The sequence below is a fragment of the Jannaschia aquimarina genome (genome assembly GCF_000877395.1).
GTDB classification, from domain to species: Bacteria; Pseudomonadota; Alphaproteobacteria; order Rhodobacterales; family Rhodobacteraceae; genus Jannaschia; species Jannaschia aquimarina.
In genome coordinates this window covers 19,995-44,200 of sequence record NZ_JYFE01000028.1, presented here as the reverse complement: position 1 = coordinate 44,200, position 24,206 = coordinate 19,995, and the positions used below count along the sequence as shown (strand labels likewise).

Genomic DNA, 24,206 nt, shown 5'->3' with positions numbered 1-24,206 from the left:
AAAGGCGGGATCCGTCCACATCGACTACGCCCCAGCCGCAGGCACTCGCCCCGGGTGAGTAGGCGCGTGATCTCCGCCGATCTCCGCGCCATCGCCGGTACACCGATCGGATGCCGTGATGTGCTCTCGAAGCCCGTCTTTCCATCCTCGATTCCGGCAGGCCCCCGTCCGCCTGTCAGACTAATCCCACGAGCATCGAACCGGCGGTCCGCCCCCGGCAAAACGGGCTGGTCCCTCGCCGTCCTCTCCGGCAGATAGGCCCGACCGATGGACCGTGACCCCCTCCTCGACCCCGCCTCCCGCGACGAGGCCGACCGCGCGCTGCGCCCGCAGACGCTCGACGAGTTCGTGGGCCAGGCCGAGGCGCGCGCCAACCTTCGGGTCTTCGTCGAATCCGCCCGCCGCCGGGGCGAGGCGATGGATCACGTCCTGTTCCATGGCCCTCCGGGGCTGGGAAAGACGACGCTGGCACAGATCATGGCGCGCGAACTGGGCGTCGGGTTCCGCATGACCTCGGGCCCGGTTCTCGCCAAGGCCGGCGATCTGGCCGCGATCCTGACCAATCTCGAGGCGCGCGACGTTCTCTTCATCGACGAGATCCACCGCCTGAACCCGGCCGTCGAAGAGGTGCTCTATCCCGCGCTTGAGGATTTCGCCCTCGATCTGGTCATCGGCGAAGGTCCGGCTGCACGTACCGTGCGCATCGACCTGCAGCCTTTCACGCTGGTGGGTGCCACGACGCGGCTGGGCCTGCTGACGACGCCGCTGCGGGACCGGTTCGGTATCCCGACGCGGCTGGAATTCTACACCGTAGAGGAGCTTCACCATATCGTCACCCGCGGCGCCCGGCTCATGGGCGCGCCCGCGACCGAGGACGGCGCGAGAGAGATCGCCCGCCGCGCCCGTGGCACGCCCCGCATCGCCGGACGGCTCTTGCGTCGCGTCGTCGACTTCGCCGTGGTCGAGGGCGATGGCACCGTCACCCAGGCCATCGCCGACCGCGCCCTGACCCGCCTGGGTGTGGACGGTCTGGGCCTTGACGGCGCCGACCGCCGCTACCTGACGCTGATCGCCGAGAATTACGGCGGCGGCCCGGTGGGCATCGAGACGATCTCCGCCGCGCTTTCCGAAAGCCGCGACGCCGTGGAGGAAGTGATCGAGCCCTACCTTCTGCAACAGGGCCTCATCGCCCGCACACCCCGCGGACGGATGCTGGCCCGGAAGGGTTGGGACCATATCGGCCTCGCCGCTCCGGACCGGCTCGACCAGGGCGGGCTGTTCGAATAGGCGACCAGGCCGGGACCCAGACATCGCCGCCCGGTCGCGCACCGGCTTGCAGATGCAGCGCGACCCTCCGTCCGAGATGCACGGGCGGGATGCCTCCGGCGGGAGTATTTGTGCCGAGAAGAAGCGGAGGTCTTTCCCCCATTGACCCGGAGCGGTGGCCTAGAGCAGCATTCCCATGGGATCGCGCATCCGGTGCAACCGTTGGGCGGCCACGCGCGCGAAGCGGTGGGTCAGCTTGCGCCTCCGGGCGGTCGCCACGGGCATCGCTTCGGGCATGCGCACCACTTCGGCCCCGAACCCGTCGCCGATGATCAGCCCCGCCGCATCGGGCAGGATCTCTGTCGGAAAGTCGCAATCGACCGCGAAGAAGAACCGGTCGGCGAATGGCAGATACCCCTCCCATTTGCCGTCGCTGGTGAAGTCCGCGCGGCAGGACTTACACTCGATGCACCAGAGTTCGCCCTTCGGGCCGACGGCCAAAAGGTCCATCCGCAACCCCCGCTCGGGCACGAACTCCTCCAGGCAGGCGAAGTCATGGTCGCGCAGATGCCGCGCCACGCCCCGGGCCAGGACCTGGCCGGGCTGCAGCGGCGGCGAACCCGCGGGATCGGACGCGTCGAGCATGGGCATTATTAGTGAACGAACCGTGAATCGGTGTCCAGACCGAAGCGTCGCAGATGACACCCATTGATGCGCGGCATCCTGCCGCCTAGATCATGCGGGCGGTTACTGCCCTTCCCGTCCCATGTGGCGAAATTCCGGTGGCCTTAAGCAATTCCGAGGGAGCTGGCTCTGTCGCGGCCCTGGCCGAGTTACCTGGCGCCCACCTGTATATACAGGTCCTCGGGAATGTACGTCCGACGGTCGTGGTGGTTTCCGCACCTTTTTCCCTCGTCCGTCCTTCGGCACGAGGATCCGCAGGCAGCCGATCTCCCGGAATCCTGCCGCGCGGGCGGCCGTGAGCCGATCGCCGTTCTCGTAGCCGACGACCGTGCGGGCTCCACCGAACGAGCCCGCCGCATGCAACGCCTGTGCGAAACCGGACGGGTCCTGCCCCAGACCGAAGACGTTCGACAATCCGACGACTGCCTCCGACAGGTTTGCGAGGCATCCCGCGCGCATCCGTGCGCCCTCCCACCGGGCGAGGAAGGCGAGGTCCGGCGCCTCAAGGCAGGGATCGGGAAAGACGCAGTCTGCATCCGGTCCGGCATCTCCGCGCCACGTCCTGCGCCAGGCGGAGAAGGCGGCCGGATCCTCGACCCGCCCCCATCCTTCGGGCATCGCGCCCGCGCAGGGATCGCATTCGATCCAGCAGGCCTCCGACAGGACGACGCAGCCCAGGGGCGTCGGATCGAGTGTCGCGAAGCTGTCCTTGATCGCGACCGCGCCCCGTCCCGCCAACCCCAGGATTTCGTCCGGATCGACGTCGGGATGCAGCGTCACGATGCCGGGATAGAATGGCGGCGGCGCGTCCAGACAGCGCAACAACCGGTCGTCGCGCTCGAACCGCAGGCCGTGGGCACGAAAGATCGCTGCGCAAAGATCGGCATTGTTCCCGGCGGCGATCCAGATGGCTTCGGTCACCTGGGCCACCCCTCTCTCGGTCCATGAGAGGACACCCGACCGGATGAGGCATTCCGGGTCACCGCCGTCAGAACCGCCCGCGCCGGCGCCCCTCCATCCGCATCGCGCGGCGCATTTCAATATCCGCCAGCCGCCGCATCAGCGCCTTGCGCGCCTCGGGATCGGACTCGTCCTTCAACTCCGCCCGCAGCGCGTTCGCCTGCTGGGCCAGGATCACCTCCGGAGGCAAAGCCCCCTCGCGCGCCATGATGCGGAAGCCCGCCGCCTCGACGGGATCGACGAAGGCGCCGCCCTCGGGCTGCGGCAACGGCTGCCCCTCGCCCTTCAGCCCCCGCAGGTCCCCCTCCGCCTCTGCGCGTCCGATCAGGCGCTCGGCGAGGTAGCGCAGCGTCCCCAAAGCTCAGCCCTTGATCTTGGATTGCCCGTCCCGGGCGACGGCCCGCCGTGTCAGCAGGTCCAGCAGGCGCGCCATCGCGGCCCGGCGGGACGCGGCACCCACGGCCGTGGCGAGAGCCGTGCGCGCGGCGGCGATCCGCTTGGTGAGCGCGGCGTCCGCCTTCGCCTCGGCGGGCTTGCGTCTCATTTGCCTTCCAGCGCCTCGATCCGCGCCTTGAGGGCCTCGTTCTCCTCGCGAGCCTTCTGGGCCATGGCGCGGACCGCGTCGAATTCCTCGCGGGTGACGAAGTCCCGGTCCGCCATCCAGCGGTCCATCATCGACTTGAAGGCCGTCTCGGCCTCGGCGCGCGCGCCCTGGGCCACGCCCATCGCGTTGGTCATCAGCTGACCGATGTCGTCCATGAAACGGTTGCGGGTCTGCATGATGCGCCTCCTTTTGCGTCACCCGATCATATGGGATGCCCGTGCGCCGGCCACAACCGTCCGCTTGACGCGCGCGGACCCGCGCGCCATCCCGCGCCCATGGTTCCCTTCGCGATCCCCTTCCCCGACATCTCGCCCGAACTCTTCTCGATAGAGATCGGCGGCTTCACCTTCGCCCTGCGCTGGTATGCCCTGGCTTATATCGCGGGGATCCTCGGCGGCTTCGCGCTGGCGCGGCTGGCGATGCTGCGCGGGGCCTGGTGGCCGGCCGGGCAGCCGCCCGTGACCGGCGCGGACCTCGAGGATCTGGTCACCTGGGTCGTGCTCGGCATCATCCTCGGCGGACGGCTGGGCTTCGTGCTCTTCTACCAGCCGGGCTACTACCTCGCGAACCCGGCCGAGATCCTGGCCGTCTGGCAGGGCGGGATGAGCTTTCATGGCGGTGCGCTGGGCGTCCTCGTGGCGCTGGGGATCTGGGGCAGGCGAAAGGGGCGCCCGGTCCTCTCGCTCTGGGATCTCGGCGCGCTGGTGGCGCCGCTGGGGCTCTTCTTCGGCCGTGTCGCCAACTTCATCAACGCGGAACTCTGGGGGCGGCCCACGGACCTCCCGTGGGGGGTGATCTTCCCCGGTGCGGCGGCGCAGGACTGCCCCGGCGTGGCCGGGCTCTGCGCGCGGCACCCGTCGCAACTCTACGAGGCGATCCTGGAAGGCGCGGTGCTCCTGCTCGTGCTGTGGATCGTCGCGGCGCGCGGCGGGTTGCGTCGGCCGGGCCTGATCTTCGGGCTGTTCCTCGCGGGCTACGGCGCGGCGCGCAGCTTCGTCGAGTATTTCCGGGTCGCCGACGCACAATACATCACGCCAGACAACCCGCTCGGCCATGTGATCGGCGGGCCGGTCTGGGGGCTGACCATGGGGCAGGTCCTGTCGCTGCCGATGCTTGTCGTGGGCGTCGCCGTGATCGCCTGGGCCCTGCGGCGCCGACCCAGAGCCGCATGACCTGTCCCCTTCTTCTCGGCACAAATACTCTGGGGGGTACGGGGGGCTAGCCCCCCGCCGGACCCATGCCGAGCCTCGCCGATCATCTTCTGGCCCGCATCCGCGCCGACGGGCCGATGCCGCTCTCGGCCTACATGGCCGAGGCGCTGACCCACCCGACCCTGGGCTACTACACCACCCGCGACCCGCTTGGCCGCGACTTCACCACCGCGCCCGAGATCAGCCAGATGTTCGGCGAGATGGTGGGCCTCGCGCTCGCGCAAGCCTGGCTGGATCAGGGCGCCCCCGCACCGGTCACGCTTGCCGAGCTGGGGCCCGGCCGTGGCACGCTCATGGCCGATGCCCTGCGCGCGACGGCCCGCGTGCCCGGCTTTCACGACGCGATCCGCCTGCATCTGGTCGAGGTCTCGCCAACCCTCCGGGCCGAGCAGGCGCGGCGCCTGCCCAACGCCACCTGGCACGATCACGTGGACGACCTGCCGGACGGCCCTCTCCTGCTGGTGGCCAACGAGTTCCTCGACGCCCTGCCGATCCGCCAATGGCGCCGCGAGGAAGCGGGCTGGTCCGAAATCGTCATCGCCGAGCGTGGCGGCGTCCTGACCCGCGCCGCCACGCCCCCCAGCCCCGTGCCGGAGCTCGACCACCACACCGACCTTCCCGCCGGCAATATCGTGGAGCTTTGCCCCGCCCTGCCCGCCATCGTCGGCGCCGTCGCCGCGCGGGTCGCCACGGGCGGTGCGGCGATCTTCGTGGATTACGGGCATTGGCGCTCTCAGGGGGACACGCTTCAGGCGCTGCGCGCGGGATCGACCGTCGACCCGCTGAACGCGCCGGGCACGGCCGACCTGACGGCGCATGTCGACTTCGAGGCCGTCGCGAGGGCGGCCCCGCCCACCGCCGCCTCTGCCATGACCCCACAGGGCGTCTGGCTGGAACGCCTCGGCATCACCGCCCGCGCTCAGGCCCTTGCCCGCGGCAAGACGGGCGCCGATCTGGACGCCATCGTTGCCGCCCATCGCCGCCTGACCCATCCGCAAGAGATGGGCGACCTCTTCAAGGTCATCGCCCTCACACGCCCCGGTGCCCCGCCCGTACCGGGCACCTGACGCGTGTCCCGGGCACGCGCAGATTGTATCCGGACGTCGGCGTACTACCCTCTGCGGGGCCATGCCAGACAAGAGCGAGACGCCTCCCGCCCCGCGAACAGAGGATTACGCGCGGCTTCTGGCGGGCACCCATCCGGACCCGTTCTCCGTCCTCGGACCTCACGAAATCGCCGGGCACCGCACTGTCACCGTGCTGATCCCCGGTGCGCGGAGCGTCTCCGCCATCCGTCCTGCGGCGCCGCCTGTCGATCTTCCGTCGGTCGCCGGCGCGGAGGGCCTCTTCTCCGGCCCGATCGGGACCGCAGCCGCCTACAAGCTCCGGGCGACCACGCCCGAGGGCCACTCGTGGGAGTTCGAGGACCCCTACAGCTTCGCCTCCGTCCTCGGACCCGTAGACGAACGGCGTATCGCAGACGGCACCCACGGACGCCTCTGGGACGTGCTCGGGGCGCATCCGATGATGCATCAGGGGCGCGAAGGGACCCACTTCGCCGTCCGTGCACCAGCGGCCCGGCGCGTCTCTGTGGTGGGCGCGTTCAACGCCTGGGACGGGCGGCGCCATCCGATGCGGCGGCTTCCCCTGTCCGGCATCTGGGAGATCTTCGTCCCCGGCATCGGCGAGGGCGAGGCCTACATGTACGAGATCCTCGGCCCGGACGGCGCGCTCCTGCCGCTGAAGGCCGATCCGTTCGGCTTCGGCGCCACCCATCCTCCGGAGACCGCTTCGGTCGTGCGCGACATCCGGGGCTATGGCTGGGACGACGCGGAGTGGAGGGACATACGCGCCGCGCGCAACGACCGTGCCGCGCCGATCTCGATCTACGAGGTCCATCTCGCCTCCTGGCGCCGGAAGGCGGAGGGCCGGCCGATCTCCTATCGCGAGGCCGCCGAGGAACTGGTCACCTACGCGGCCGAGATGGGTTTTACCCATATCGAACTCATGCCCATCTCCGAACACCCGTTCGACGGCTCCTGGGGCTATCAGCCCGTCGGCCTCTTCGCGCCGACGATCCGCCACGGCCCGCCGCACGAGTTCCGCGATCTGGTGGACGCCGCGCACCGGGCCGGGCTCGGGGTGATCCTCGACTGGGTTCCGGGCCACTTCCCCACCGACCCCCACGGGCTGGGATGTTTCGACGGCACGCCGCTTTACGAGTATGCGGACCCGCGCGAGGGCTTCCATCAGGACTGGAACACCCTGATCTACGATTACGGCAAGCCCTGGGTAAAGGACGTCCTCGTCTCCAACGCGCTCTTCTGGCTCGAGGAATACCATGCCGACGGCCTGCGCGTGGATGCGGTCGCGTCGATGCTCTATCGTGACTATTCGCGCAAACCCGGCGAATGGATCCCCAACGCCGATGGCGGGCGCGAGAATTACGAGGCCATGGACGTGCTGCGCGCGGTCAACACCGCGACCTACGGCACCCATCCCGGAACCATGACCATCGCCGAGGAAAGCACGGCCTTCCCCAAGGTCTCGGCACCCGTCTTCGACGGCGGGCTGGGCTTTGGCTTCAAGTGGAACATGGGCTGGATGAACGACACGCTCGACTACATCCGCGCGGATCCGGGCCGACGCCGGGACCGCCACCATCGGATGACCTTCGGCCTCACCTATGCCTTCTCGGAGAACTTCGTGCTGCCGATCAGCCATGACGAAGTGGTGCACGGCAAGGGCTCGATGCTGGGCAAGATGCCGGGCGAGCGGGAGGCCAGGCTGGCCGGTCTGCGCGCCTATTACGGCTTCATGTGGGGCCATCCGGGAAAGAAGCTCCTGTTCATGGGGCAAGAGCTGGCCCAGCCCTCCGAATGGGATCACGACGGACAGATAGACTGGAATCTGCTCGACGATCCGGATCATGCGGGCGTGCAGCGCCTCGTGCGGGACCTCAATGCGCTCTACCGGGCCACGCCCGCGCTTCATCGCAAGGATTGCGAAGCCGACGGCTTCCAGTGGCTCGAAGCCGACGATGTCGAGGGCGCGACCTATGCCTGGATCCGCCGCGGCGGGGCGGAGGACGGCAACGCGGTAATCGTCTGCAATTTCTCGACGTCGGAATACCGCGACTACCGGATCGGCCTGCCCTACGCGGGGACGTGGACCGAAGCTCTGAACACCGATGCCACGACCTATGGCGGCGCCGGGCGGGACAATGGCGGAACGATCCACGGGGATCGGGTGTCCCATCAGGGCCAATTGGCCAGCGCGTCGATCCGCCTGCCGCCGCTGTCCACCGTCTTTTTCACCACGGTAACCTGAACTACCGTCGCATCCGCATGCCGGAGGCGGCCAATGGCGCTCCGGAACGGGGCGCAAGGGGAGGACCAGATGTCACTCAAGGACTCCATCGCATTCGTCGATGAAGCGGCCCGCGCCGAGGCCGAGGCCGCGCGCGACGCCCTGATCGGCGCGCAGAACAGCTTCGAAGGCGAACGCGTCATCGCCCGCCGCCTGGGCGCGCACCTGCGCGACGGCGCGGCGGTCTTCGGCTTCTGGGTGCCCGAGTTGCTGGACGCCAACGTGCCCGCCGGCGACATCTTCCTCGAGGTGTTGCGCCCGTCCGAGCCGCTCGACCTAACCCGCGCCCACCAGACCATCCGATTCGAGCGCGCCTGGATCCCCGTCGTACGGGAAGAGGCCCATTGCTTCACCGCCGTGACCGGCATGCAGGCGGGCACCCGGGATCGGGTCGGCGACTTCTACGCGCTCACCTGGCGGGATGCCGAAGACCGCTGGCATCGCATCCTCGACCCGCTCGCCATGTCGCTTCCCTTCGGCGCGATGGCCCCGGCCGAACTCTACGACGTGGACGCGATGCAGGCGGGGCGCGGCGACCGCGCCTACTTCGAGGCGCTGGCCGGAGGCGAAGGCCCGGTCAAGCAGGGCCCTCCGGTGAACATCCTCCAGATCCACGTGCCCACCGCCACCGCGGGCGGCACGCTGGCCAGCCTGACCCGCCATTACCGGCGCCTGGCCGAACGGGTGTCCCGCGACCTCCCGCTGGAGCCTGCCGACCAGCTCTTCCTGGGCTATGACGCCGTCCAGCTTCTGCCGGTGGAGCCGACCACCGTCTACGAGGCCGGCCCCGACTTCTGGCAGGAAACCGGGGACGGCGAAGACGACCTGACGGTCTCGCTGTTCAGGCCCGACACGACGAACTGGGGCTACGACGTCGTGATCTCGGGGATGGCCACCGTGAACCCGGTCCTGCTGGAATCGGGCCGTCCGGACGAATTGGTGGACCTCGCATCGGTGCTCCACACCTTCCCGTCGAAGCCCAAGAAGCTGATCCTCGACGTGGTGTTCGGCCATTCCGACAATCAGGGCCTGCGCGCGCTCAACGGGCATTACTTCGCGGGCCCGAACATGTACGGCCAGAACCTCGACTACCAGAACCCGACGGTGCGGGCGATCCTGCTGGAGATGCAGCGCCGCAAGATCGATTTCGGCGCCGATGGCGTCCGCGTGGACGGCGCGCAGGATTTCAAGTGGTGGGACGCCGCCGCCCAGACGTTGCGCCATGACGACGACTACCTGCAGGCCATGGCCGATCTCGAACAGGAGGTGGCCGGAACCCGCTATCGCCCGTGGTTCGTTTTCGAGGACGGCCGCCCCTGGCCCGAAGAGGATTGGGAACTGTCCTCGACCTACCGCTCGGTGATCGAGCAGCAGCGCGACGACGACGTGTTCCAATGGGGTCCGCTGACCTTCGCCCACAACACGCCCTTCCTCTACACGTTCTGGCTGTCGAAGTTCTGGCGCATCCGCGAGATGGTGGATGTGGGCGCGAACTGGATCTCGGGCACCTCGAACCACGACACCCTGCGCCGGGGCACGCAGGTCAGCCCCAAGCTCAACGTGAACACCCGCCTCGGCAACACCCGGATGGAGATCCTCGACAAGGCCTACGACAATCCCGCCGTCCATATCCTGACCTATGTGGCGATGCCCGGCGTACCGATGGACTTTCTGAACGCCATGGCGCGGGCAAGCTGGGGGTTTATCCGCAATCAGGACGACCGCTACGGCGTGAAGGTCGTCGCCGAAGAGGCGATCAGCCTGAAATGGCAGGTGGACGAATACAGCTATTCGGTGCCGCAGAACTTCCGCCGGCTCAAGGCGCTCGGCTTCGAGACCCGCGCCGACCTCGCGCGCTTTCTCGAATTCCTGCCAGCCCTGGTCGAGGTGACCGAGTACAACCTCTCGGAGATCACGCGCCTTCTGAACGCCTCGGAGCCCGCGCTGGCCGGCCCATCGGAATTCACCGAAGCCACGCTGAAGGAATGCGCGCGCGCGTGGATGGACGACATGCACGATTACTGCAACGTCTCCAATTCCCTGCCCTCTCTCGACGCCGATCAGGCCGCGTTCTGTCTTGCCGTCCGCACCTTCCGGCGCGAGCGGCCGTGGCTGCGCGAAAATTACGGCCCGGAGGATCGCTTCGACTACCTCCAGCCCATCGAGGGGCGGACGGTTTTTACCTCGCTCCGCCACGGGCCGGACGGCGAACGGATCTTCACGCTCGCGCATATGGAGGGCAAGCCCACGGGCGAGATCGACCCCCTGTCCCTGCCGGTGCCCGGTCTCGATCGCGGGACGTGGCGCTGCGCTCTGCGCACGCCGCCCATCGGATCGGACTATGAAGGGGGCCCGATCGATCTCAAGGATGCGATGGCGCTGGTCTTCGTCAGCGATCCGTGACCGCTGCGGGCGCGCGGGCCAGATCCGCGTGCCGGTCGCAGGTCGTCACGTGGTCGTTGACCATCCCGGTGGCCTGCATCCAGGCATAGACCGTCGTCGGCCCGCAGAACCGGAACCCCGCCTTCTTGAGCGCCTTCGAAATCGACTCGGACAGATCCGTCTTCGCGGGCACGTCCGCCAGGTCGCCCCGGGCAGGCTGCAACGGCAGGCCGTCGACCCAATCCCAGGCCCAGGCGGCGAAGTCGTCCATCGCCAGATAGGCCCGCGCATTTCCGATCACCGCCTCGATCTTGCCCCGGTGACGCACGATGCCCGGATCGCCAAGCAGCCGCTCGACCTCCTCCGATCCCCAGCCCGCGATGACTTCCGGGTCGAACCCGGCAAAGGCCCGGCGGAAGCCCTCGCGCTTGCGCAGGATGGTGATCCACGACAGGCCCGCCTGCATCCCCTCCAGTTGCAGCGCCTCCCACATCGCACGGCCGTCGCGTTCGGGCACGCCCCATTCCTCGTCGTGATAGGCGCGATAGAGCGGGTCCTCGCCCACCCAGCCGCATCGCTCCATCGGAACCCTCCGCTTCGGCCATCCGTTGCCCTTCCAGAGCTGCAAGGGAGCACGCAAATGACTTCGATCCAAGACGCCAAAGTCCTTATCCTCGCCACCGACGGGTTCGAGCAATCCGAACTCATCAAGCCGCTGGAGGATCTCCGTGCCAAAGGCGCGACCGTGCAGGTCGCCAGCCCCGAGTCGGGGCACGTCAAGGGGTGGAGCGGTGACGATTGGGGCGACAGCGTTCCCGTGGACCTCGCGCTCTCGGATGCCGACGAAGGCGCCTACCACGCCCTAGTCCTGCCGGGCGGCCAGATCAATCCCGACCTGCTGCGCGTGAACGAGGAGGCCATCGCCCTGATTCGCGCCTTCGCGGAGGCCGGCAAGCCCATCGCCGCGATCTGCCACGCGCCCTGGCTGCTGATAGAGGCCGGCCTCGTCTCCGGCCGCCGCGTGACCGGCTACCCGTCGATCCGAACGGATCTGAAGAATGCCGGGGCGCAGGTCGAGGATAGCTCCGTCGTGCGTGACGGCGGGCTCATCACCTCGCGCAATCCCGACGACTTGGGCGATTTCGTCTCCGCCCTGGTCGAGGCGATCGAAGGCGACGGCGGCCGCGCCGCGGCTTGACCGAACCTTAACCCCCCACATGGCAGAAGGACGGGCATGAGAGACCCGTCCTTCGCCGAAGACGCCGACCCGTTCTCCTACGTGATCAACGCCAAGGACCGGTCGGTCATGGAAATGGTTCACGAGGCGCTGAACGCGAACCGCGTCACGCTCGCCTTTCAGCCCGTGATCGGCGCCGCCACCGGCGAGACGGTCTTTCACGAAGGGTTGGTTCGCCTGCTCGACGATACGGGCCACATCATTCCCGCCGGTCAGTTCATGGGCGTGGTCGAAGCGCAGGAGTTGGGCCGCCAGATCGACTGCGCCGCCCTGCGCTGCGGCCTCGGCGCGCTCGCCCGTCACCCGCGCCTGCGACTGGCCATCAACATGTCCGCGCGTTCCGTCGGCTACCCGAAATGGATGCAGGTCCTCAAACGCGGCCTTTCGCGCGACGATACGGTGGGCGAACGCCTGATCCTCGAAATCTCGGAAACCAGCGCGATGCAGGTCCCCGAACTGGTCAAGACCTTCATGGCCGATCTTCAGGACAAGGGCATCACCTTCGCGCTGGACGATTTCGGTGCAGGCACGACCTCGTTCCGCCACCTCAAGGAATTCTACTTCGACATCATCAAGATCGACGGCGGCTTCGTGCGCGGCTGCGACCGCGACCCCGACAACCAATGCATCCTCGACGCGCTGGTGACCCTGGGCCAGAAGTTCGACATGTTCACCGTCGCCGAAAAGGTCGAAACCAAGGGGGAGGCGAATTTCCTCGCCTCCGTCGGCATCGACTGCATGCAGGGCTACTATTACGGCGCCCCCGAAACCCGTCCCAGCTGGTACGTGCCCCCCGGACGAATGGCAGGCTGACACCGCGCGCCCCCGCCGCCCCGGTCGAAGATGTCCCTCAGACGCGCAACATTCTTGCGCGCACCCCGCCCGCGGGGACCGATCCCGTCCACCCCGACGAACGGCGCTTTGCATCGGCCCGCTCCACGCGCTAAGGCCCGATCCAAGACCCCGCATCCAGCGGGCCAGGACCGACAGGAGATTTCCCATGACCAACGTCGTCATCGCCTCCGCCGCCCGTACCCCGGTCGGCAGCTTCCTCGGCAGCTTCGCGAACGTGCCTGCCCACGATCTGGGCGCCGCCGTCATCGAAGAGGTCGTCGCCCGCGCCGGGGTCGACAAGTCCGAGGTCTCCGAGACGATCCTGGGTCAGGTCCTGACCGCCGCGCAGGGCCAGAACCCCGCCCGCCAGGCCCATATCAACGCGGGCCTCCCGCAAGAGGCCGCCGCCTGGGGCATCAACCAGGTCTGCGGCTCGGGCCTGCGCGCCGTGGCGCTGGGCGCCCAGCACATCCAGCTGGGCGATGCCGCCATCGTCGTCGCAGGCGGGCAGGAAAGCATGTCCCTCGCCCCCCACGCCCAGGCGATGCGCGCGGGCCAGAAGATGGGCGACATGAAGCTCGTCGACACGATGATCCGCGACGGCCTCTGGGACGCGTTCAACAACTACCACATGGGCCAGACGGCCGAGAACGTCGCCGAGAAGTGGCAGATCTCGCGCGAACAGCAAGACGAGTTCGCCGTCGCCTCGCAGAACAAGGCCGAAGCCGCGCAGAAGGCGGGCAAGTTCGCCGACGAGATCGTCGCCTACACGGTCAAGGGCCGCAAGGGCGACACCGTCGTCGATCAGGACGAATACATCCGCCACGGCGCCACCCTCGACAAGATGTCCAGCCTGCGACCGGCCTTCGCCAAGGACGGCACCGTGACGGCCGCCAACGCCTCGGGCCTCAATGACGGCGCCGCCGCCACGCTTCTGATGTCCGCCGAAGACGCCGAAAAGCGCGGGATCGAACCGCTGGCCCGCATCGCCTCCTATGCCACCGCCGGCCTCGACCCGTCGATCATGGGCGTGGGCCCGATCCACGCCTCGCGCAAGGCGCTGGAAAAGGCCGGATGGAAGGTCGACGACCTCGATCTGGTCGAGGCGAACGAGGCCTTTGCCGCCCAGGCCTGCGCGGTGAACAAGGACATGGGCTGGAACCCCGAGATCGTGAACGTGAATGGCGGGGCCATCGCCATCGGTCACCCGATCGGTGCGTCCGGCTGCCGCGTCCTCAACACGCTTCTCTTCGAGATGAAGCGCCGCGACGCCAAGAAGGGGCTCGCCACGCTCTGCATCGGCGGCGGCATGGGCGTGGCCCTCTGCGTCGAGCGTCCGTGACCCCGCCGGCGGGGCTCCGGCCCCGCCAACGCGCGCCGATGGGCCATCCGACCACCTTCCCACCCCTCGTTTCCGGGGCCTCGCCCGTCAGCCCGGCACGGCAGACCGGCCAGGGATCCACGCGCTCCGATCGTCAAGCGCGTTCCAGCTTCTTCTCGGTCGAAATACTCCCGCCGGAGGCGCGGATCGCACGGGGCTCGATGCCCCGTGCGATCCGTCCCCGGACGGGCCACCCGAGGCGACGCGCCATCCGTCCGTCAGCCATTCGTGCAGACGGGGGGTGCACAGGGGGTGCACAGGGGGTGCACACGTTAACACTCAAGAATTTCTTGTCCGGATGAGTGACGGCGCCCCCAGACCCGCGCCCTACGAGCAGATCGTCTTTTCGGGCGGCGGACTGCGCTGCTTCTGGCATGGCGGCTGGATGGAGGCGGTGGGCGAAAGTCTCGAATTCCGTCCGGCCCGCATCACCGGCTCTTCCGGCGGCGCGCTTTCGGCGGCGGCCTGGATCGCTGGCCGCGAGACCCGGCTCTTCGACCGGTTCGTCCGCGCGGTGCGCCGGACCGATTGGAACGTGACACTGGACGACATGGACGACGACCACGGCCGCACCCCCCATCAGCGCGTCTACGAAGCGATCGTCGAGGACGTGATCGACGCCGCCGCGCAGGCCCGTATCGCCGAAGGCCCGGCCTTCCAGGTGAACGTCTCCACCGTGGGCGACGCGTCCGGCGCGACGCTGCGCGCCCTGGTCGCGGGCACGATCTATCAGGCCGAACAGGCGGTCGCTCCCACGCCCCGGCCACGCCTGTCCGCCAGCGCCGGCGTGGAACAGCGCCTCATCGACGCACGACAGGCCGCCCGCGACGGCATGCTGCCCGACCTGATCCGCATGGCGGCCACCGTGCCCCCCGCCTTCCGCCCCGACGATTGGGACGGAGAGCCGATCTATGACGGCGGCATGGTCGACAAGGCCCCCCTGCCCGACCCAGACGAGGGCCGCACGCTCGTCCTTCTGACCAAGCGGTTCCACTCGCTGCCGGACGACGATCCGGACCGGATCGACTATGTCGAACCGTCCGAGACGGTCCTGTCCGGTTCCAAGCTCGATTTCACCGATCCCGACCTCCTGCACGAAGCCTGGGCGCTCGGCGGGAAGGACGGCCGGGATTGGCTCGCAAGACGTTGATTTACCACAGGAGGAGACAACCATGGCACGTATCGCACTCGTCACCGGAGGGTCGCGCGGCATCGGCGCCGCCATCTCGAAGGCCCTGCAGGAACAGGGCTGTCAGGTCGCCGCGACCTATGCCGGCAACGACGAACGCGCAAAGCAGTTCACCGACGAGACCGGCATCAAAACCTACAAATGGGACGTCGCCGATTACGAGGCCTGCAAGTCGGGTATCGCGCAGATCGAAAGCGATCTGGGCCCGGTCGATATCCTAGTGAACAATGCGGGGATCACCCGCGACGCGCCGTTCCACAAGATGACGCCCGAGCAATGGCATCAGGTGATCGACACGAACCTCACGGGCGTCTTCAACATGACGCACAACGTCTGGGGCGGGATGCGCGAGCGCAAGTTCGGCCGGATCGTCACGATCAGCTCGATCAACGGCCAGAAGGGTCAGTTCGCCCAGGCCAACTACGCCGCCACCAAGGCCGGCGACATCGGCTTCTCCAAGGCGCTGGCCCAGGAAGGCGCGCGCGCCGGCATCACCGTCAACGTCGTGGCGCCGGGCTACATCAACACCGACATGATGAGTACGATCCCCGAAAAAATCATGGAGAACATCGTCGGTGCCATCCCCGTCGGCCGTCTGGGCGAAGCCGAGGAGATCGCGCGCTGCGTGGCCTTCCTGACCTCGGACGATGCGGGCTTCATCACCGGATCGACGATCAGCGCGAATGGGGGCCAGTACCTGGCCTGACGCCGATGCGGAACATCCCGGCCGGTCCCGCTATTCCGTGACGACCGGCCGGTCCGCGCGAGCCGCGGATCTCCGAGGCCGGCCGTCTTCGCCGCGTTCGAAGTTGCGAGCTTTGCAAGATTGAACGACCCGGTCGCAGCCCCGGAGCCAACTTGGTGCCAAATAGACCGGCCCGGCGGAGCGATCCGCCGGGCCGGTCTGTCTTCGGCCGCTGCGGAGGGGACCGGCGGCGACCGCAGGACATCTCGGGCCGTTACCGCAGCGGGATCAGGCCGAACAGGCGGCGCAGCACATTGCCCCGCTCGGCCCGGGCGCGTTGCATGGCGGCTTGGTGATGGCGGGTGGGCGTGGTCTCGAACATCATGGCGGCTCTCCGTCGGGTCAGGGATTCTTGTCCTGCCCTCAACATGGACCCCTGCGATCCCTGCGACAAACGAGACTTTTCAGGCTTTCAGTTAAGATATACTGTTCTGAACATGCCCGATCGCCTGCCCCCTCTCACCGCCCTCCGCGCCTTCGAAGCCGCAGCACGGCACCTTTCGTTCCGGGATGCCGCGGCCGAACTGAACGTGACGCCCGCGGCGCTCTCGTTCCAGATCAAGGCCCTGGAGGAGCATCTGGGCGCCGCCCTCTTCCGTCGCCTGAACCGGCGGGTCGAACTGACCGAAGCCGGGGCGGCCCTCGCCCCCGGCACGACCGAAGGCTTCGGGGCACTCCAGACGGCATGGCGGGCCGCCTGCCGCACGCAGGAGGCCGGGGTCCTGACCGTCACCGCGGGCCCCGCCTTCACTGCCCGCTGGCTTGCCCCGCGCATGTTCCTCTTCGCGCGAGAGCATCCCGAGGTGGAGCTGCGTTTCTCGGCTACCTTGCGCCTCCTGGATTTCGCGCGCGACGATATCGACCTCGCGATCCGCTTCGGCATCCCGCCCGCGCGGGGTGAGGAAGATCTGCATCAGGCCCTCGCGATCCGCGAATGGATGACGCCGATGATGCATCCCGATCTCGCGGGCGATTTCCCCACACCAGAGAGCCTGCGCTCCGCCACGCTGATCCATCAGGACGATACCGCCTTCTTCGATCCTCCGATGGATTGGCCGGTCTGGTTCCGGGCCGCCGGCGTGACCCCGCCCGACATGCATGGCCCCCGGTTCAGCCAGGCCGATCACGCGCTGGACGCCGCGCAGGCGGGGGCCGGGGTCGTGCTGGGCCGGGGCAGCCTGGCGGACGCCGCGCTGCGATCCGGCGCGCTGGTGGCGCCGTTCGACATCGCGCTGGTGCCTCGGGCTCACTTCCGGGTGCTTTGTCCCGAAGGCGCGCAGAACCGGCCCTACACGCGCGCCTTTCTCGACTGGCTCAGCGCCGAGATCGGCGCCATGGAAGATCACGGCGCCGGGCATCGCATGGTTCCGGTGGAAGACCTGCTCTGACGAATGCTTCAGAGCGCGCGGGCAGACATCGACGGGCCGGGGTCGACGCACGAGGCCGGAACGGAAAAGGCCCGCCGGGCGGGCGGGCCTTCGACTGGAATACAGGATCGCTCAGGTCACGCAGGCGCCGAGTTCAGACGCTCGATCTGCTGCTTGATCGCCAGCTTGCGCTTCTTGAGGTCGGACAGCACCAGCGTATCCGTCGCCGGATTGCGGGCCTCCTCCTCGACCTGTCGGGAAAGGGTCTCGTGCTTCTTCCTCAATTCCTGAAGGTGCGAGCTCAGCGACATGGACGTCTCCTCTCCGGTTGGTGTTGCAGGGTCAGTGCATCACGGAAGATAAGGTCTGTCACGGAAATTACCCGCCGCAGTGCGGAATGTTGCGCGAGATGTGAGCTAAGTTAACGGAAGTGGCGCGGCATCGCGCAGCACTGCTCGCGCTTCGGGCGTGTGTCGATCGCCATCCTGATGCGCGTCGCCGCGATGCAGCACGAAGGGCGGCAGTATTTTCAACGGCGCGCGGGCCCCCTTGCGTCCCTGCACGATGACGCGGCCCGCGGGCTGGCCTGCGCGCGGGGCCAGCGGCAGGATGGCGATGCCGCCCAGCCCCTCCATTCCCGCCAAGACGTCCGCGAGGCGGTCGGCCCGCGTGATGAACGTGACGCTGCCCTTGGGCGCGACTCTTCGGCGCGCTGTTTGCAGCCATGGACCGAGGTCGAGCCCTCGTCGCGCCGCCTCCCGCGCGGGGTCGGGAGAGGCCGATCCTTCCGTGAAATAGGGCGGGTTGCAGATCACGTGGTCGAATTGCCGGGCCCGCACGGCCGCCGGGGGGTCCGCCACGTCGCCGTGAAGCGCGGCCCCGTCGGCACAATTGTCATCCAGGTTCCGCCCCGCCCACCCGACCGAGTCGCGGTGGACGTCCAGACCGGTCAACTCGACGCCGGGGACGCGCGCCGCAACGCAGAGCATCGCCGCCCCCGCCCCGCATCCCAGATCCAGGACGCTGGCGCCCGCCCGCGCCGGGCAAGCGGCCGCCAGCAGGACGGCGTCGGACCCGGGCGCAAAGCCGCCGGGCGGACGCATGATGCGGACCCGTTCGCCCAGCATCATCGTCAGGATCGGCTTGGTCACGCGATGTCGATCTCGTTGTCCCGCAAGACGGCCGAGGCGACGAAATGATCCCGATCCGCCACCATCATACGGCGCGGCAGGATCCCGATCGAGCCTTCCAGAACGGACGTGTTTGCGTCCAGCACGAAGACGTCTATACCCTCGCCTTCCAGCAGCGCGGTGGCGAAGGCGATGACCGTCGGGTCGTTCGTTCGGAGCAGTTCCCTCATCGCATCACAGCTAAGCGGGCCACGCGCCCCTGTCGAGACGGAGACGCCCGCGTGAACGACGCCCAGCCCCCCAAGCCGCACGAACGTCTGGCGGCCGCGCTCTCGTCCGAGATGGCCGCGGTGGATGCCCTGATCCGGGAACGGATGGCCAGCGAGCATGCGCCCCGCATCCCCGAGGTGACGGCCCATCTGGTCGGCGGCGGCGGCAAGCGGGTGCGGCCGCTGATCACGGTCGCCACGGCCCGGATGATGGGCCATGAGGGCGAGGACCATATCAAGCTGGCCGCCACGGTCGAGTTCATTCATACCGCGACGCTGCTGCATGACGATGTCGTCGACGAAAGCACCCAGCGACGGGGGCGGCCGACGGCGAACCTGCTCTGGGACAATCCGTCCAGCGTGCTCGTGGGGGATTACCTGTTCGCGCGCAGCTTTCAGTTGATGGTCGAGACGGGATCCCTGCGCGTGCTCGACATCCTGTCCGGCGCCGCCGCCACGATCGCCGAGGGCGAGGTGCTGCAACTCTCTGCCGCGAGAAACCTCGCCACGACCGAAGAGACCTATCTGCGCGTCGTCCGCGGCAAGACCGCCGCCCTGTTCGAGGCCGCGGCCGAGGTGGGCGGCGTCCTCGCCGGCGCGCCCGAGGATCAGGTGCGCGCGCTGGCCGAATTCGGCGACGCGCTGGGGATCAGCTTCCAGATGGTCGACGACTGGCTCGATTACGGCGGGGCGGGCGACGGGATCGGCAAGAATCTCGGCGACGATTTCCGCGAGGGGAAGCTGACGCTGCCCGTGATCCGTGCGCTGGAGCGCGGCGACGAAGAGGAGCGGTCATTCTGGCGGGAAGCGATCGAAAAGGGCCGTTCGGACGATTTCGGGCGCGCGCGCGCCATCGTCGAGCGGCATGGCACCCTGGAGGAGACCCGGAGCGAGGCGCTGGCCTGGCGTGACCGGGCCAAGGCCGCTCTGGACCGTCTGCCGCCGCACGACCTGCGCGATCTGCTGGCGGATCTGGCCGATTACGTGGTCGCGCGGGCCGAATAGGTCGCTAGCTCAGAACGGTCGCCTGCACCCACCAGTCCGGACGTCCGAGCGCCGCCGCCGCGCGCTCGGCCCCTGTCTTGTCGGCATAGAGGCCGAAGCAGGTCGCCCCGGATCCCGACATACGAGCGAGGTCGGCCCCGCTGTCGCGGAGGGCCGCAAGCGCCTCGTCGATCGGGGGCGCCAACGCCCGCGCCGGCGGCTCCAGATCGTTGCGCATCCCGGTCAGCCAGTCGGTCAGGGCGGCGGCGTCGGGCCAGTCCGGCAACCGGTCCGGCATGGGCGCATTGTCACGACGCGCGAGGCCCGCAAAGACGGCGCCGGTGGGCACGGGAACACCCGGATTGACCAGCACCGCGGGAAGGGGCGGCAAGTCGACGGGCTCCACCCGCTCTCCGGCGCCGCGCATCCGCGCGCCCCGCGCAAGCAGGCAGACCGGCAGGTCCGCCCCCAAAGCCATCAGCGTCTCGACCGAAAGATCCGTCCCGACCGCCCTCAGCACCGCCGCCGCATCCGACGAGCCGCCGCCGATCCCGGCGGGGTGGGGCAGCCGTTTGTCGAGGGCCACGTTGCGCCTCTCGCCCGCCTCCCGCAAGGCGCGGCGGATCAGGTTGCTGTCATCCGTCGGAACACCGGCGGCGAAGGGTCCGCTGACGGACAGCCTGTCCCCCGGCGCGACCGTGAGGCGGTCACCGACATCGGCAAAAGCGACGAGACTGTCCAGATCATGGCGACCGTCCGCCCGCCGCCCCGTCACATGCAGCGACAGGTTGACCTTGGCCGGCGCGACATGGGCCGTCACGCGGGCCTAGTCCTGCGCGGTCTCCCGTGCGCCGACGCCGCCTTCCTCCTCCAGCACGACGTCGAGCCCGACATCCAGCTTGCGGCGGATGCGCTCGACCTCGGACTGCTCCTCGGGCTCGAGGCTCAGGGCCCGGCGCCACTGGAACCGCGCCTCGCGCTTGCGGCCCACCATCCAGAGCACGTCGCCCAGATGGTCGTTGATGAGCGGGTCGAGCGGCGTCAGTTGCACCGCCCGCTCCATCGGGGCGACCGCCTCTTCGAACCGGCCGAGGCGATAGAGCACCCAGCCCAGACTGTCGGTGATGTAGCCGTCGTCGGGTCGCGCCTCGACGGCGCGCTCGATCATGTCCAGCGCCTCGTCCAGCTTGATGCGTTCCTCGACCAGCGAATAGCCGAGATAGTTCAGCACCAACGGCTGATCCGGGTTCAACTCCAGCGCGCGGCGGAAATCCGGCTCCGCCAGATCGAAGCGGTCCGTCCGCTCGTAGGCGATGCCGCGGGCGTAGAACAGGAACCAGTCGCGCGGCTCGATCTCGTCCTGCAGATCGATCGCCCTGTTATAGGCGTCCGCCGCGCCCTCGAACCGGTCGAGACGCCGCAGGGTGTCGCCAAGCGCAATCCAGACATTCGCGTTTTCCGGCAGGTCGCGGGTCAGTCCTTGCAACACTTCGACGGCGGCCTCTTCCCGTTCGGAGGAGAGCAGCACTTCGCTCCGCGCGATCTCCGCCCCGAAGAAGGCCGGATGATTGGCGGGCACGCGGCGCAACACTTCGGCGGCGAGCGCATACTGGTCCTGGCTGTCGAACAACTCTCCGACGAGGATCAGGCCATCGACATGGTCGGGACGCAGCGAGATAGTCGCCTGCGCGTTCAGGAGCGTGAAAGTCGCCGAGGTCTCGCCGGCGAGGATCGCGGCGAGGGTGAAGAACGCTTCGGCCATGCCCGCGCGGGCGTCCGGCAGGAAGGTCCAGGGGATCTCTTCCCCGGCCTCGATGCGGGCCTGCAGATCCTGTAGGATCGGGGAATTCGTCGCCGCGTTCGCCTGTTCCAGAAGCTCAAGCGCATCGTCGGACCGGTCGAGCTGCATCAGGACCTGCGCCTGCGCCTCGACCCCGCGGGTCGTCAGGTTGAGCGGTCCCTCCGTCTCACCGGAGAGAAGGCCCTGCGCCTCCTCGAATTCGCCTGCGGAGGCGAGCGCGTAGGCCAAGTGCAGATGCGCAAAGGAATCGAAGCCCGGCTGTTCCGCCAGGGCGTCAAAGGCCGCGCGCGCACCGTCCAGGTCGTCTTCGGCCATCGCGATCCAGCCCAGCAGGAGACCGTCGAGCAAGGCCCCCCCGACGCCTTCGTCGCCGCTCAGCATGTCGTGGGCCTGCCCGATCTCTCCCTTGATCAGCGCATCGACCATCTGGGCGCTGGCGCCGAACCGGCTGGGACGGCCCATCTCTTCCAGACGGGTCGCAGCCTGCGCGGCGCGGTCGAAGCGGCCGAGCGCGGAATAGACCACGATGGCGTTGTCCAACACGGCATCCGGAACGTCGTCGCGGCGCAGCAGGCGGTCGAAGTTGCGCGCGGCGACGGCATAATCGTTGGAGAACCCGGCCACGCGGGCGGCCAGATACGGTCCGGCGACGTTCTGCGCCTGCACCGTGGCAGGCACGAGCAGCGCGGTCGCGAGAATGAGCGTGCGGAACATGGCGGTCCTCCGGTGGCCGGAACGGTCGGCCAGTCGCCGCACGCTACGGGTCCCGACTCGCGGATGCAACGCGGCCACGGGCAGATATTCGCGCCTGTGCGGCCCTCAGGGCGCGTCGGCCCGATCTTGCCACAGCTTCAGCGCGAAATCGTCCGGATGACGCAGCCCTCCGGTCGAGCAGCCGCCCGATCAAGCCCTGTCCGCCGCCCGTGCACGTTACCCGATTACGGGTCACATATTCGGGTAATTCGGCCCGTCGCCGCCTTGTGGCGTGGTCCAGACGATGTTCTGCGCCGGATCCTTGATGTCGCAGGTCTTGCAGTGGACGCAGTTCTGGAAGTTGATGACGAAACGCGCGTCGTCGCCTTCTCCGACGAATTCGTAGACGCCGGCCGGGCAATAGCGGCTGGACGGGCCGTCATATTGCCTGAGGTCGATCTCGACCGGCACGTCCGGGTTCTTGAGCGTCAGGTGGGCCGGCTGGCTCTCTTCGTGGTTGGTGAAGCTGAAGGCCACATTGGTCAGGCGGTCGAAGCTGAGCTTGCCGTCGGGCTTGGGGTAGTCGATCGGCTTGTGCTTGGAGGCGGGCTCGGTCGAGGCGGCGTCGGACTTGCCGTGGCTCCGGGTGCCCAGCGGGTTCCATCCGGTGACGTTCGCCACCCACATGTCGAAGCCGCCACCCACAAGCGACGCCGTCAGGCCGTAATTCGACCAGAGCGGCTTGACGTTGCGTACGCGCTTGAGGTCCTTGCCGATGGCCCCGTCGCGCACTTCGGTGTCGTAGGCCTCCAGCACGTCGCCCTCGCGCCCCGCCTGGATCGCCTCGTAGGCCGCCTCGGCCGCGGCCTTGCCCGACAGCATCGCGTTATGGTTGCCCTTGATGCGCGGGACATTGACCATGCCCGCCGCACAGCCCAGCAGCGCGCCGCCGGGAAAGACGGTCCTGGGCAGCGATTGCCAGCCGCCCTCGGTGATCGCGCGGGCGCCGTAGGACACCCGCTTTCCGCCCTCCAGCAGCTCTGCGACCATGGGATGGTGCTTGAATTGCTGGAACGACAGGTACGGGTTCACATAGGGGTTCTTGTAGTTCAGGTGGACGACGAAGCCGACATAGACCTGATTGTTGTCAAGGTGATAGATGAAGGAGCCCCCGCCGGCATTCGAGCCCAGCGGCCATCCCATCGTGTGCAGGACGCTGCCGGGCTTGTGCTTCGCGGGGTCGATCTCCCACAGCTCCTTCATGCCGAGGCCGTATTTCTGCGGCTCGGCATCGGCGTCGAGACCGTACTTCGCGATCACCTGCTTGGAGAGGCTGCCACGCACGCCTTCGCCCAGCAGGACGTACTTGCCGCGCAGCTCCATCCCCGGCTCGTAGCCGTCGCCGATGGTGCCGTCGGGGTTCTTGCCGAACTCTCCGGCCACCACGCCGGCCACCCGGTCGCCGTCGAAGACCAGTTCCGAACAGGCCATGCCGGGGAAGACCTCGACGCCCAGCGCCTCGGCCTGCTCGGCCATCCAGCGGCAGACATTGCCCATCGAGACGATGTAGGCGCCGTGGTTCGACATCAGCGGCGGCATCATGGCGGTGGGGACGCCGACGCGCCCCTCCTCGCCCAGAACGTAGAACTTGTCGGAGGTTACAGGCACGTTCAGCGGCGCGCCCCTGTCCTTCCAGTCGGGCATCAGCGCGTCCAGACCGACCGGATCGAGGACCGCGCCCGACAGGATATGGGCGCCGACCTCGGAGCCCTTCTCGAGCACCACGACGTTGAGATCGGCGTCGAGCTGCTTGAGGCGGATGGCGGCGGACAGGCCCGCCGGACCGGCGCCGACGATGACGACATCGTATTCCATGCTCTCGCGTTCGACGGCTTCGGCCATGGCTTTCCCCTGATGCTGCACATGCAAAGTTGCGGCGTGGTATGGGCATCGGTTGTCCCGGGGTCAATCGTGACGCAACATCATGTCGCGGGGGCGGACAGCGCGTTAACCGAGGTTAACGATAGGGCCAGATCGGGCGCCAGAGCCGGAATCTGGACCTAAAATCGCTGTGCACCCCCCGTGCACCCCCCGTGCACC

General features: G+C 68.4%; 25 protein-coding genes. 12 read left to right on the top strand and 13 right to left on the bottom strand.

What is annotated here, in order from left to right:
• The first annotated feature begins 267 nt into the window (after window positions 1-267).
• Window positions 268-1,287, top strand: a complete 1,020-nt coding sequence (gene ruvB / locus jaqu_RS08105) for a Holliday junction branch migration DNA helicase RuvB (protein WP_043918461.1) — start codon at window positions 268-270, stop codon at window positions 1,285-1,287.
• Between the two features lie 159 nt (window positions 1,288-1,446).
• Here ruvB and jaqu_RS08100 read toward each other — a convergent pair whose 3' ends face one another.
• From jaqu_RS08100 to jaqu_RS08080, 5 genes are all read right to left on the bottom strand, one after another.
• The gene (locus jaqu_RS08100; protein WP_089268368.1) at window positions 1,447-1,911 is read right to left on the bottom strand and encodes an MmcB family DNA repair protein; all 465 of its coding nucleotides are present in this window, start codon (window positions 1,909-1,911) and stop codon (window positions 1,447-1,449) included.
• A 102-nt stretch (window positions 1,912-2,013) separates the two neighbouring features.
• Window positions 2,014-2,871: a hypothetical protein gene (locus jaqu_RS08095; RefSeq protein WP_141134321.1), complete on the bottom strand. Its 858-nt coding sequence runs from the start codon at window positions 2,869-2,871 to the stop codon at window positions 2,014-2,016.
• Window positions 2,872-2,938: 67 nt separating this feature from the next.
• Window positions 2,939-3,268: a DnaJ family domain-containing protein gene (locus jaqu_RS08090; RefSeq protein ID WP_043918459.1), complete on the bottom strand. Its 330-nt coding sequence runs from the start codon at window positions 3,266-3,268 to the stop codon at window positions 2,939-2,941.
• A gap of 3 nt (window positions 3,269-3,271) precedes the next feature.
• Window positions 3,272-3,454 carry a hypothetical protein gene (locus tag jaqu_RS08085; protein ID WP_043918458.1) on the bottom strand — a complete coding sequence of 61 codons (183 nt, stop codon included), beginning with the start codon at window positions 3,452-3,454 and terminating at the stop codon, window positions 3,272-3,274.
• Window positions 3,451-3,690, bottom strand: a complete 240-nt coding sequence (locus jaqu_RS08080; RefSeq protein WP_043918457.1) for an accessory factor UbiK family protein — start codon at window positions 3,688-3,690, stop codon at window positions 3,451-3,453. Before jaqu_RS08080 ends, jaqu_RS08085 begins: the two co-directional genes overlap by 4 nt.
• 99 nt (window positions 3,691-3,789) lie before the next feature.
• Here jaqu_RS08080 and lgt point away from each other — a divergent pair, with 99 nt between their 5' ends.
• The 4 genes from lgt (at window position 3,790) to gghA (ending at window position 10,497) form a co-directional block, all read left to right on the top strand.
• Window positions 3,790-4,686, top strand: a complete 897-nt coding sequence (lgt, locus tag jaqu_RS08075; RefSeq protein WP_043918456.1) for a prolipoprotein diacylglyceryl transferase — start codon at window positions 3,790-3,792, stop codon at window positions 4,684-4,686.
• 65 nt (window positions 4,687-4,751) lie between these two features.
• On the top strand, window positions 4,752-5,792 hold the full coding sequence (locus jaqu_RS08070) for a class I SAM-dependent methyltransferase (protein WP_043918455.1): 1,041 nt from the start codon (window positions 4,752-4,754) through the stop codon (window positions 5,790-5,792).
• A 61-nt stretch (window positions 5,793-5,853) separates the two neighbouring features.
• Window positions 5,854-8,055, top strand: a complete 2,202-nt coding sequence (glgB, locus tag jaqu_RS08065; RefSeq protein ID WP_043918454.1) for a 1,4-alpha-glucan branching protein GlgB — start codon at window positions 5,854-5,856, stop codon at window positions 8,053-8,055.
• A 69-nt stretch (window positions 8,056-8,124) separates the two neighbouring features.
• Window positions 8,125-10,497 (top strand): glucosylglycerol hydrolase, encoded by a 2,373-nt coding sequence (gene gghA, locus jaqu_RS08060; RefSeq protein WP_043918469.1) that lies wholly within the window; start codon window positions 8,125-8,127, stop codon window positions 10,495-10,497.
• Here the strand turns inward: gghA and jaqu_RS08055 are convergent.
• Complete coding sequence (locus tag jaqu_RS08055) at window positions 10,484-11,059, bottom strand: DNA-3-methyladenine glycosylase I (RefSeq protein WP_043918453.1); 576 nt, start codon at window positions 11,057-11,059, stop codon at window positions 10,484-10,486. The two genes, gghA and jaqu_RS08055, sit on opposite strands and share 14 nt — an antisense overlap.
• Window positions 11,060-11,116: 57 nt before the next feature.
• Here jaqu_RS08055 and jaqu_RS08050 point away from each other — a divergent pair, with 57 nt between their 5' ends.
• The 3 genes from jaqu_RS08050 to jaqu_RS08040 all read left to right on the top strand — a co-directional run bounded on the left by jaqu_RS08050 (window position 11,117) and on the right by jaqu_RS08040 (window position 13,889).
• On the top strand, window positions 11,117-11,674 hold the full coding sequence (locus jaqu_RS08050) for a type 1 glutamine amidotransferase domain-containing protein (RefSeq protein WP_043918452.1): 558 nt from the start codon (window positions 11,117-11,119) through the stop codon (window positions 11,672-11,674).
• Between the two features lie 36 nt (window positions 11,675-11,710).
• Window positions 11,711-12,526 carry an EAL domain-containing protein gene (locus tag jaqu_RS08045; protein ID WP_043918451.1) on the top strand — a complete coding sequence of 272 codons (816 nt, stop codon included), beginning with the start codon at window positions 11,711-11,713 and terminating at the stop codon, window positions 12,524-12,526.
• 187 nt (window positions 12,527-12,713) lie between these two features.
• Window positions 12,714-13,889: an acetyl-CoA C-acetyltransferase gene (locus jaqu_RS08040; protein ID WP_043918450.1), complete on the top strand. Its 1,176-nt coding sequence runs from the start codon at window positions 12,714-12,716 to the stop codon at window positions 13,887-13,889.
• Window positions 13,890-14,022: 133 nt separating this feature from the next.
• On the opposite strand, the gene jaqu_RS22220 is transcribed toward jaqu_RS08040, so the two are convergent.
• A complete protein-coding gene (locus tag jaqu_RS22220; protein ID WP_269078984.1) occupies window positions 14,023-14,154 on the bottom strand; it encodes a hypothetical protein in 132 nt (43 codons plus the stop codon).
• A 72-nt stretch (window positions 14,155-14,226) separates the two neighbouring features.
• Here jaqu_RS22220 and jaqu_RS08035 point away from each other — a divergent pair, with 72 nt between their 5' ends.
• The 3 genes from jaqu_RS08035 (at window position 14,227) to gcvA (ending at window position 17,250) form a co-directional block, all read left to right on the top strand.
• The gene (locus jaqu_RS08035; RefSeq protein WP_043918449.1) at window positions 14,227-15,078 is read left to right on the top strand and encodes a patatin-like phospholipase family protein; all 852 of its coding nucleotides are present in this window, start codon (window positions 14,227-14,229) and stop codon (window positions 15,076-15,078) included.
• A gap of 22 nt (window positions 15,079-15,100) precedes the next feature.
• The gene (gene phbB, locus jaqu_RS08030; protein WP_043918448.1) at window positions 15,101-15,823 is read left to right on the top strand and encodes an acetoacetyl-CoA reductase; all 723 of its coding nucleotides are present in this window, start codon (window positions 15,101-15,103) and stop codon (window positions 15,821-15,823) included.
• A 476-nt stretch (window positions 15,824-16,299) separates the two neighbouring features.
• Window positions 16,300-17,250: a transcriptional regulator GcvA gene (gcvA, locus tag jaqu_RS08025; protein WP_043918447.1), complete on the top strand. Its 951-nt coding sequence runs from the start codon at window positions 16,300-16,302 to the stop codon at window positions 17,248-17,250.
• Window positions 17,251-17,366: 116 nt separating this feature from the next.
• Here gcvA and jaqu_RS21030 read toward each other — a convergent pair whose 3' ends face one another.
• From jaqu_RS21030 to jaqu_RS08015, 3 genes are all read right to left on the bottom strand, one after another.
• Entirely contained in the window at window positions 17,367-17,540 is a 174-nt protein-coding gene (locus jaqu_RS21030) for a YdcH family protein (protein ID WP_084629563.1), read from the bottom strand.
• Window positions 17,541-17,645: 105 nt separating this feature from the next.
• Complete coding sequence (locus jaqu_RS08020; RefSeq protein WP_236687817.1) at window positions 17,646-18,380, bottom strand: tRNA1(Val) (adenine(37)-N6)-methyltransferase; 735 nt, start codon at window positions 18,378-18,380, stop codon at window positions 17,646-17,648.
• On the bottom strand, window positions 18,377-18,589 hold the full coding sequence (locus tag jaqu_RS08015; RefSeq protein ID WP_043918446.1) for a putative signal transducing protein: 213 nt from the start codon (window positions 18,587-18,589) through the stop codon (window positions 18,377-18,379). The genes jaqu_RS08020 and jaqu_RS08015 overlap by 4 nt, the downstream gene beginning before the upstream one ends.
• Window positions 18,590-18,700: 111 nt before the next feature.
• Here jaqu_RS08015 and jaqu_RS08010 point away from each other — a divergent pair, with 111 nt between their 5' ends.
• Complete coding sequence (locus jaqu_RS08010; RefSeq protein WP_084629566.1) at window positions 18,701-19,633, top strand: polyprenyl synthetase family protein; 933 nt, start codon at window positions 18,701-18,703, stop codon at window positions 19,631-19,633.
• Between the two features lie 4 nt (window positions 19,634-19,637).
• Here the strand turns inward: jaqu_RS08010 and jaqu_RS08005 are convergent, their stop codons facing one another.
• From jaqu_RS08005 to jaqu_RS07995, 3 genes are all read right to left on the bottom strand, one after another.
• Window positions 19,638-20,432 carry a 4-(cytidine 5'-diphospho)-2-C-methyl-D-erythritol kinase gene (locus jaqu_RS08005; RefSeq protein WP_043918444.1) on the bottom strand — a complete coding sequence of 265 codons (795 nt, stop codon included), beginning with the start codon at window positions 20,430-20,432 and terminating at the stop codon, window positions 19,638-19,640.
• Between the two features lie 6 nt (window positions 20,433-20,438).
• Window positions 20,439-22,127 (bottom strand): tetratricopeptide repeat protein, encoded by a 1,689-nt coding sequence (locus jaqu_RS08000; protein WP_052500849.1) that lies wholly within the window; start codon window positions 22,125-22,127, stop codon window positions 20,439-20,441.
• Window positions 22,128-22,358: 231 nt separating this feature from the next.
• Window positions 22,359-24,008 carry an electron transfer flavoprotein-ubiquinone oxidoreductase gene (locus tag jaqu_RS07995; protein WP_043918443.1) on the bottom strand — a complete coding sequence of 550 codons (1,650 nt, stop codon included), beginning with the start codon at window positions 24,006-24,008 and terminating at the stop codon, window positions 22,359-22,361.
• Window positions 24,009-24,206: the final 198 nt, after the last annotated feature.

Coding starts and splice junctions, on each gene's coding strand:
- ruvB (WP_043918461.1), top strand. CDS start 268: ATGGACCGTGACCCCCTCCTCGACCCCGCCTCCCGCGACGAGGCCGAC.
- jaqu_RS08100 (WP_089268368.1), bottom strand. CDS start 1,911: ATGCTCGACGCGTCCGATCCCGCGGGTTCGCCGCCGCTGCAGCCCGGC.
- jaqu_RS08085 (WP_043918458.1), bottom strand. CDS start 3,454: ATGAGACGCAAGCCCGCCGAGGCGAAGGCGGACGCCGCGCTCACCAAG.
- jaqu_RS08080 (WP_043918457.1), bottom strand. CDS start 3,690: ATGCAGACCCGCAACCGTTTCATGGACGACATCGGTCAGCTGATGACC.
- lgt (WP_043918456.1), top strand. CDS start 3,790: ATGGTTCCCTTCGCGATCCCCTTCCCCGACATCTCGCCCGAACTCTTC.
- jaqu_RS08070 (WP_043918455.1), top strand. CDS start 4,752: ATGCCGAGCCTCGCCGATCATCTTCTGGCCCGCATCCGCGCCGACGGG.
- glgB (WP_043918454.1), top strand. CDS start 5,854: ATGCCAGACAAGAGCGAGACGCCTCCCGCCCCGCGAACAGAGGATTAC.
- gghA (WP_043918469.1), top strand. CDS start 8,125: ATGTCACTCAAGGACTCCATCGCATTCGTCGATGAAGCGGCCCGCGCC.
- jaqu_RS08055 (WP_043918453.1), bottom strand. CDS start 11,059: ATGGAGCGATGCGGCTGGGTGGGCGAGGACCCGCTCTATCGCGCCTAT.
- jaqu_RS08050 (WP_043918452.1), top strand. CDS start 11,117: ATGACTTCGATCCAAGACGCCAAAGTCCTTATCCTCGCCACCGACGGG.
- jaqu_RS08045 (WP_043918451.1), top strand. CDS start 11,711: ATGAGAGACCCGTCCTTCGCCGAAGACGCCGACCCGTTCTCCTACGTG.
- jaqu_RS08040 (WP_043918450.1), top strand. CDS start 12,714: ATGACCAACGTCGTCATCGCCTCCGCCGCCCGTACCCCGGTCGGCAGC.
- jaqu_RS22220 (WP_269078984.1), bottom strand. CDS start 14,154: ATGGCTGACGGACGGATGGCGCGTCGCCTCGGGTGGCCCGTCCGGGGA.
- jaqu_RS08035 (WP_043918449.1), top strand. CDS start 14,227: ATGAGTGACGGCGCCCCCAGACCCGCGCCCTACGAGCAGATCGTCTTT.
- phbB (WP_043918448.1), top strand. CDS start 15,101: ATGGCACGTATCGCACTCGTCACCGGAGGGTCGCGCGGCATCGGCGCC.
- gcvA (WP_043918447.1), top strand. CDS start 16,300: ATGCCCGATCGCCTGCCCCCTCTCACCGCCCTCCGCGCCTTCGAAGCC.
- jaqu_RS21030 (WP_084629563.1), bottom strand. CDS start 17,540: ATGTCGCTGAGCTCGCACCTTCAGGAATTGAGGAAGAAGCACGAGACC.
- jaqu_RS08015 (WP_043918446.1), bottom strand. CDS start 18,589: ATGAGGGAACTGCTCCGAACGAACGACCCGACGGTCATCGCCTTCGCC.
- jaqu_RS08010 (WP_084629566.1), top strand. CDS start 18,701: ATGGCCGCGGTGGATGCCCTGATCCGGGAACGGATGGCCAGCGAGCAT.
- jaqu_RS08000 (WP_052500849.1), bottom strand. CDS start 22,127: ATGTTCCGCACGCTCATTCTCGCGACCGCGCTGCTCGTGCCTGCCACG.
- jaqu_RS07995 (WP_043918443.1), bottom strand. CDS start 24,008: ATGGCCGAAGCCGTCGAACGCGAGAGCATGGAATACGATGTCGTCATC.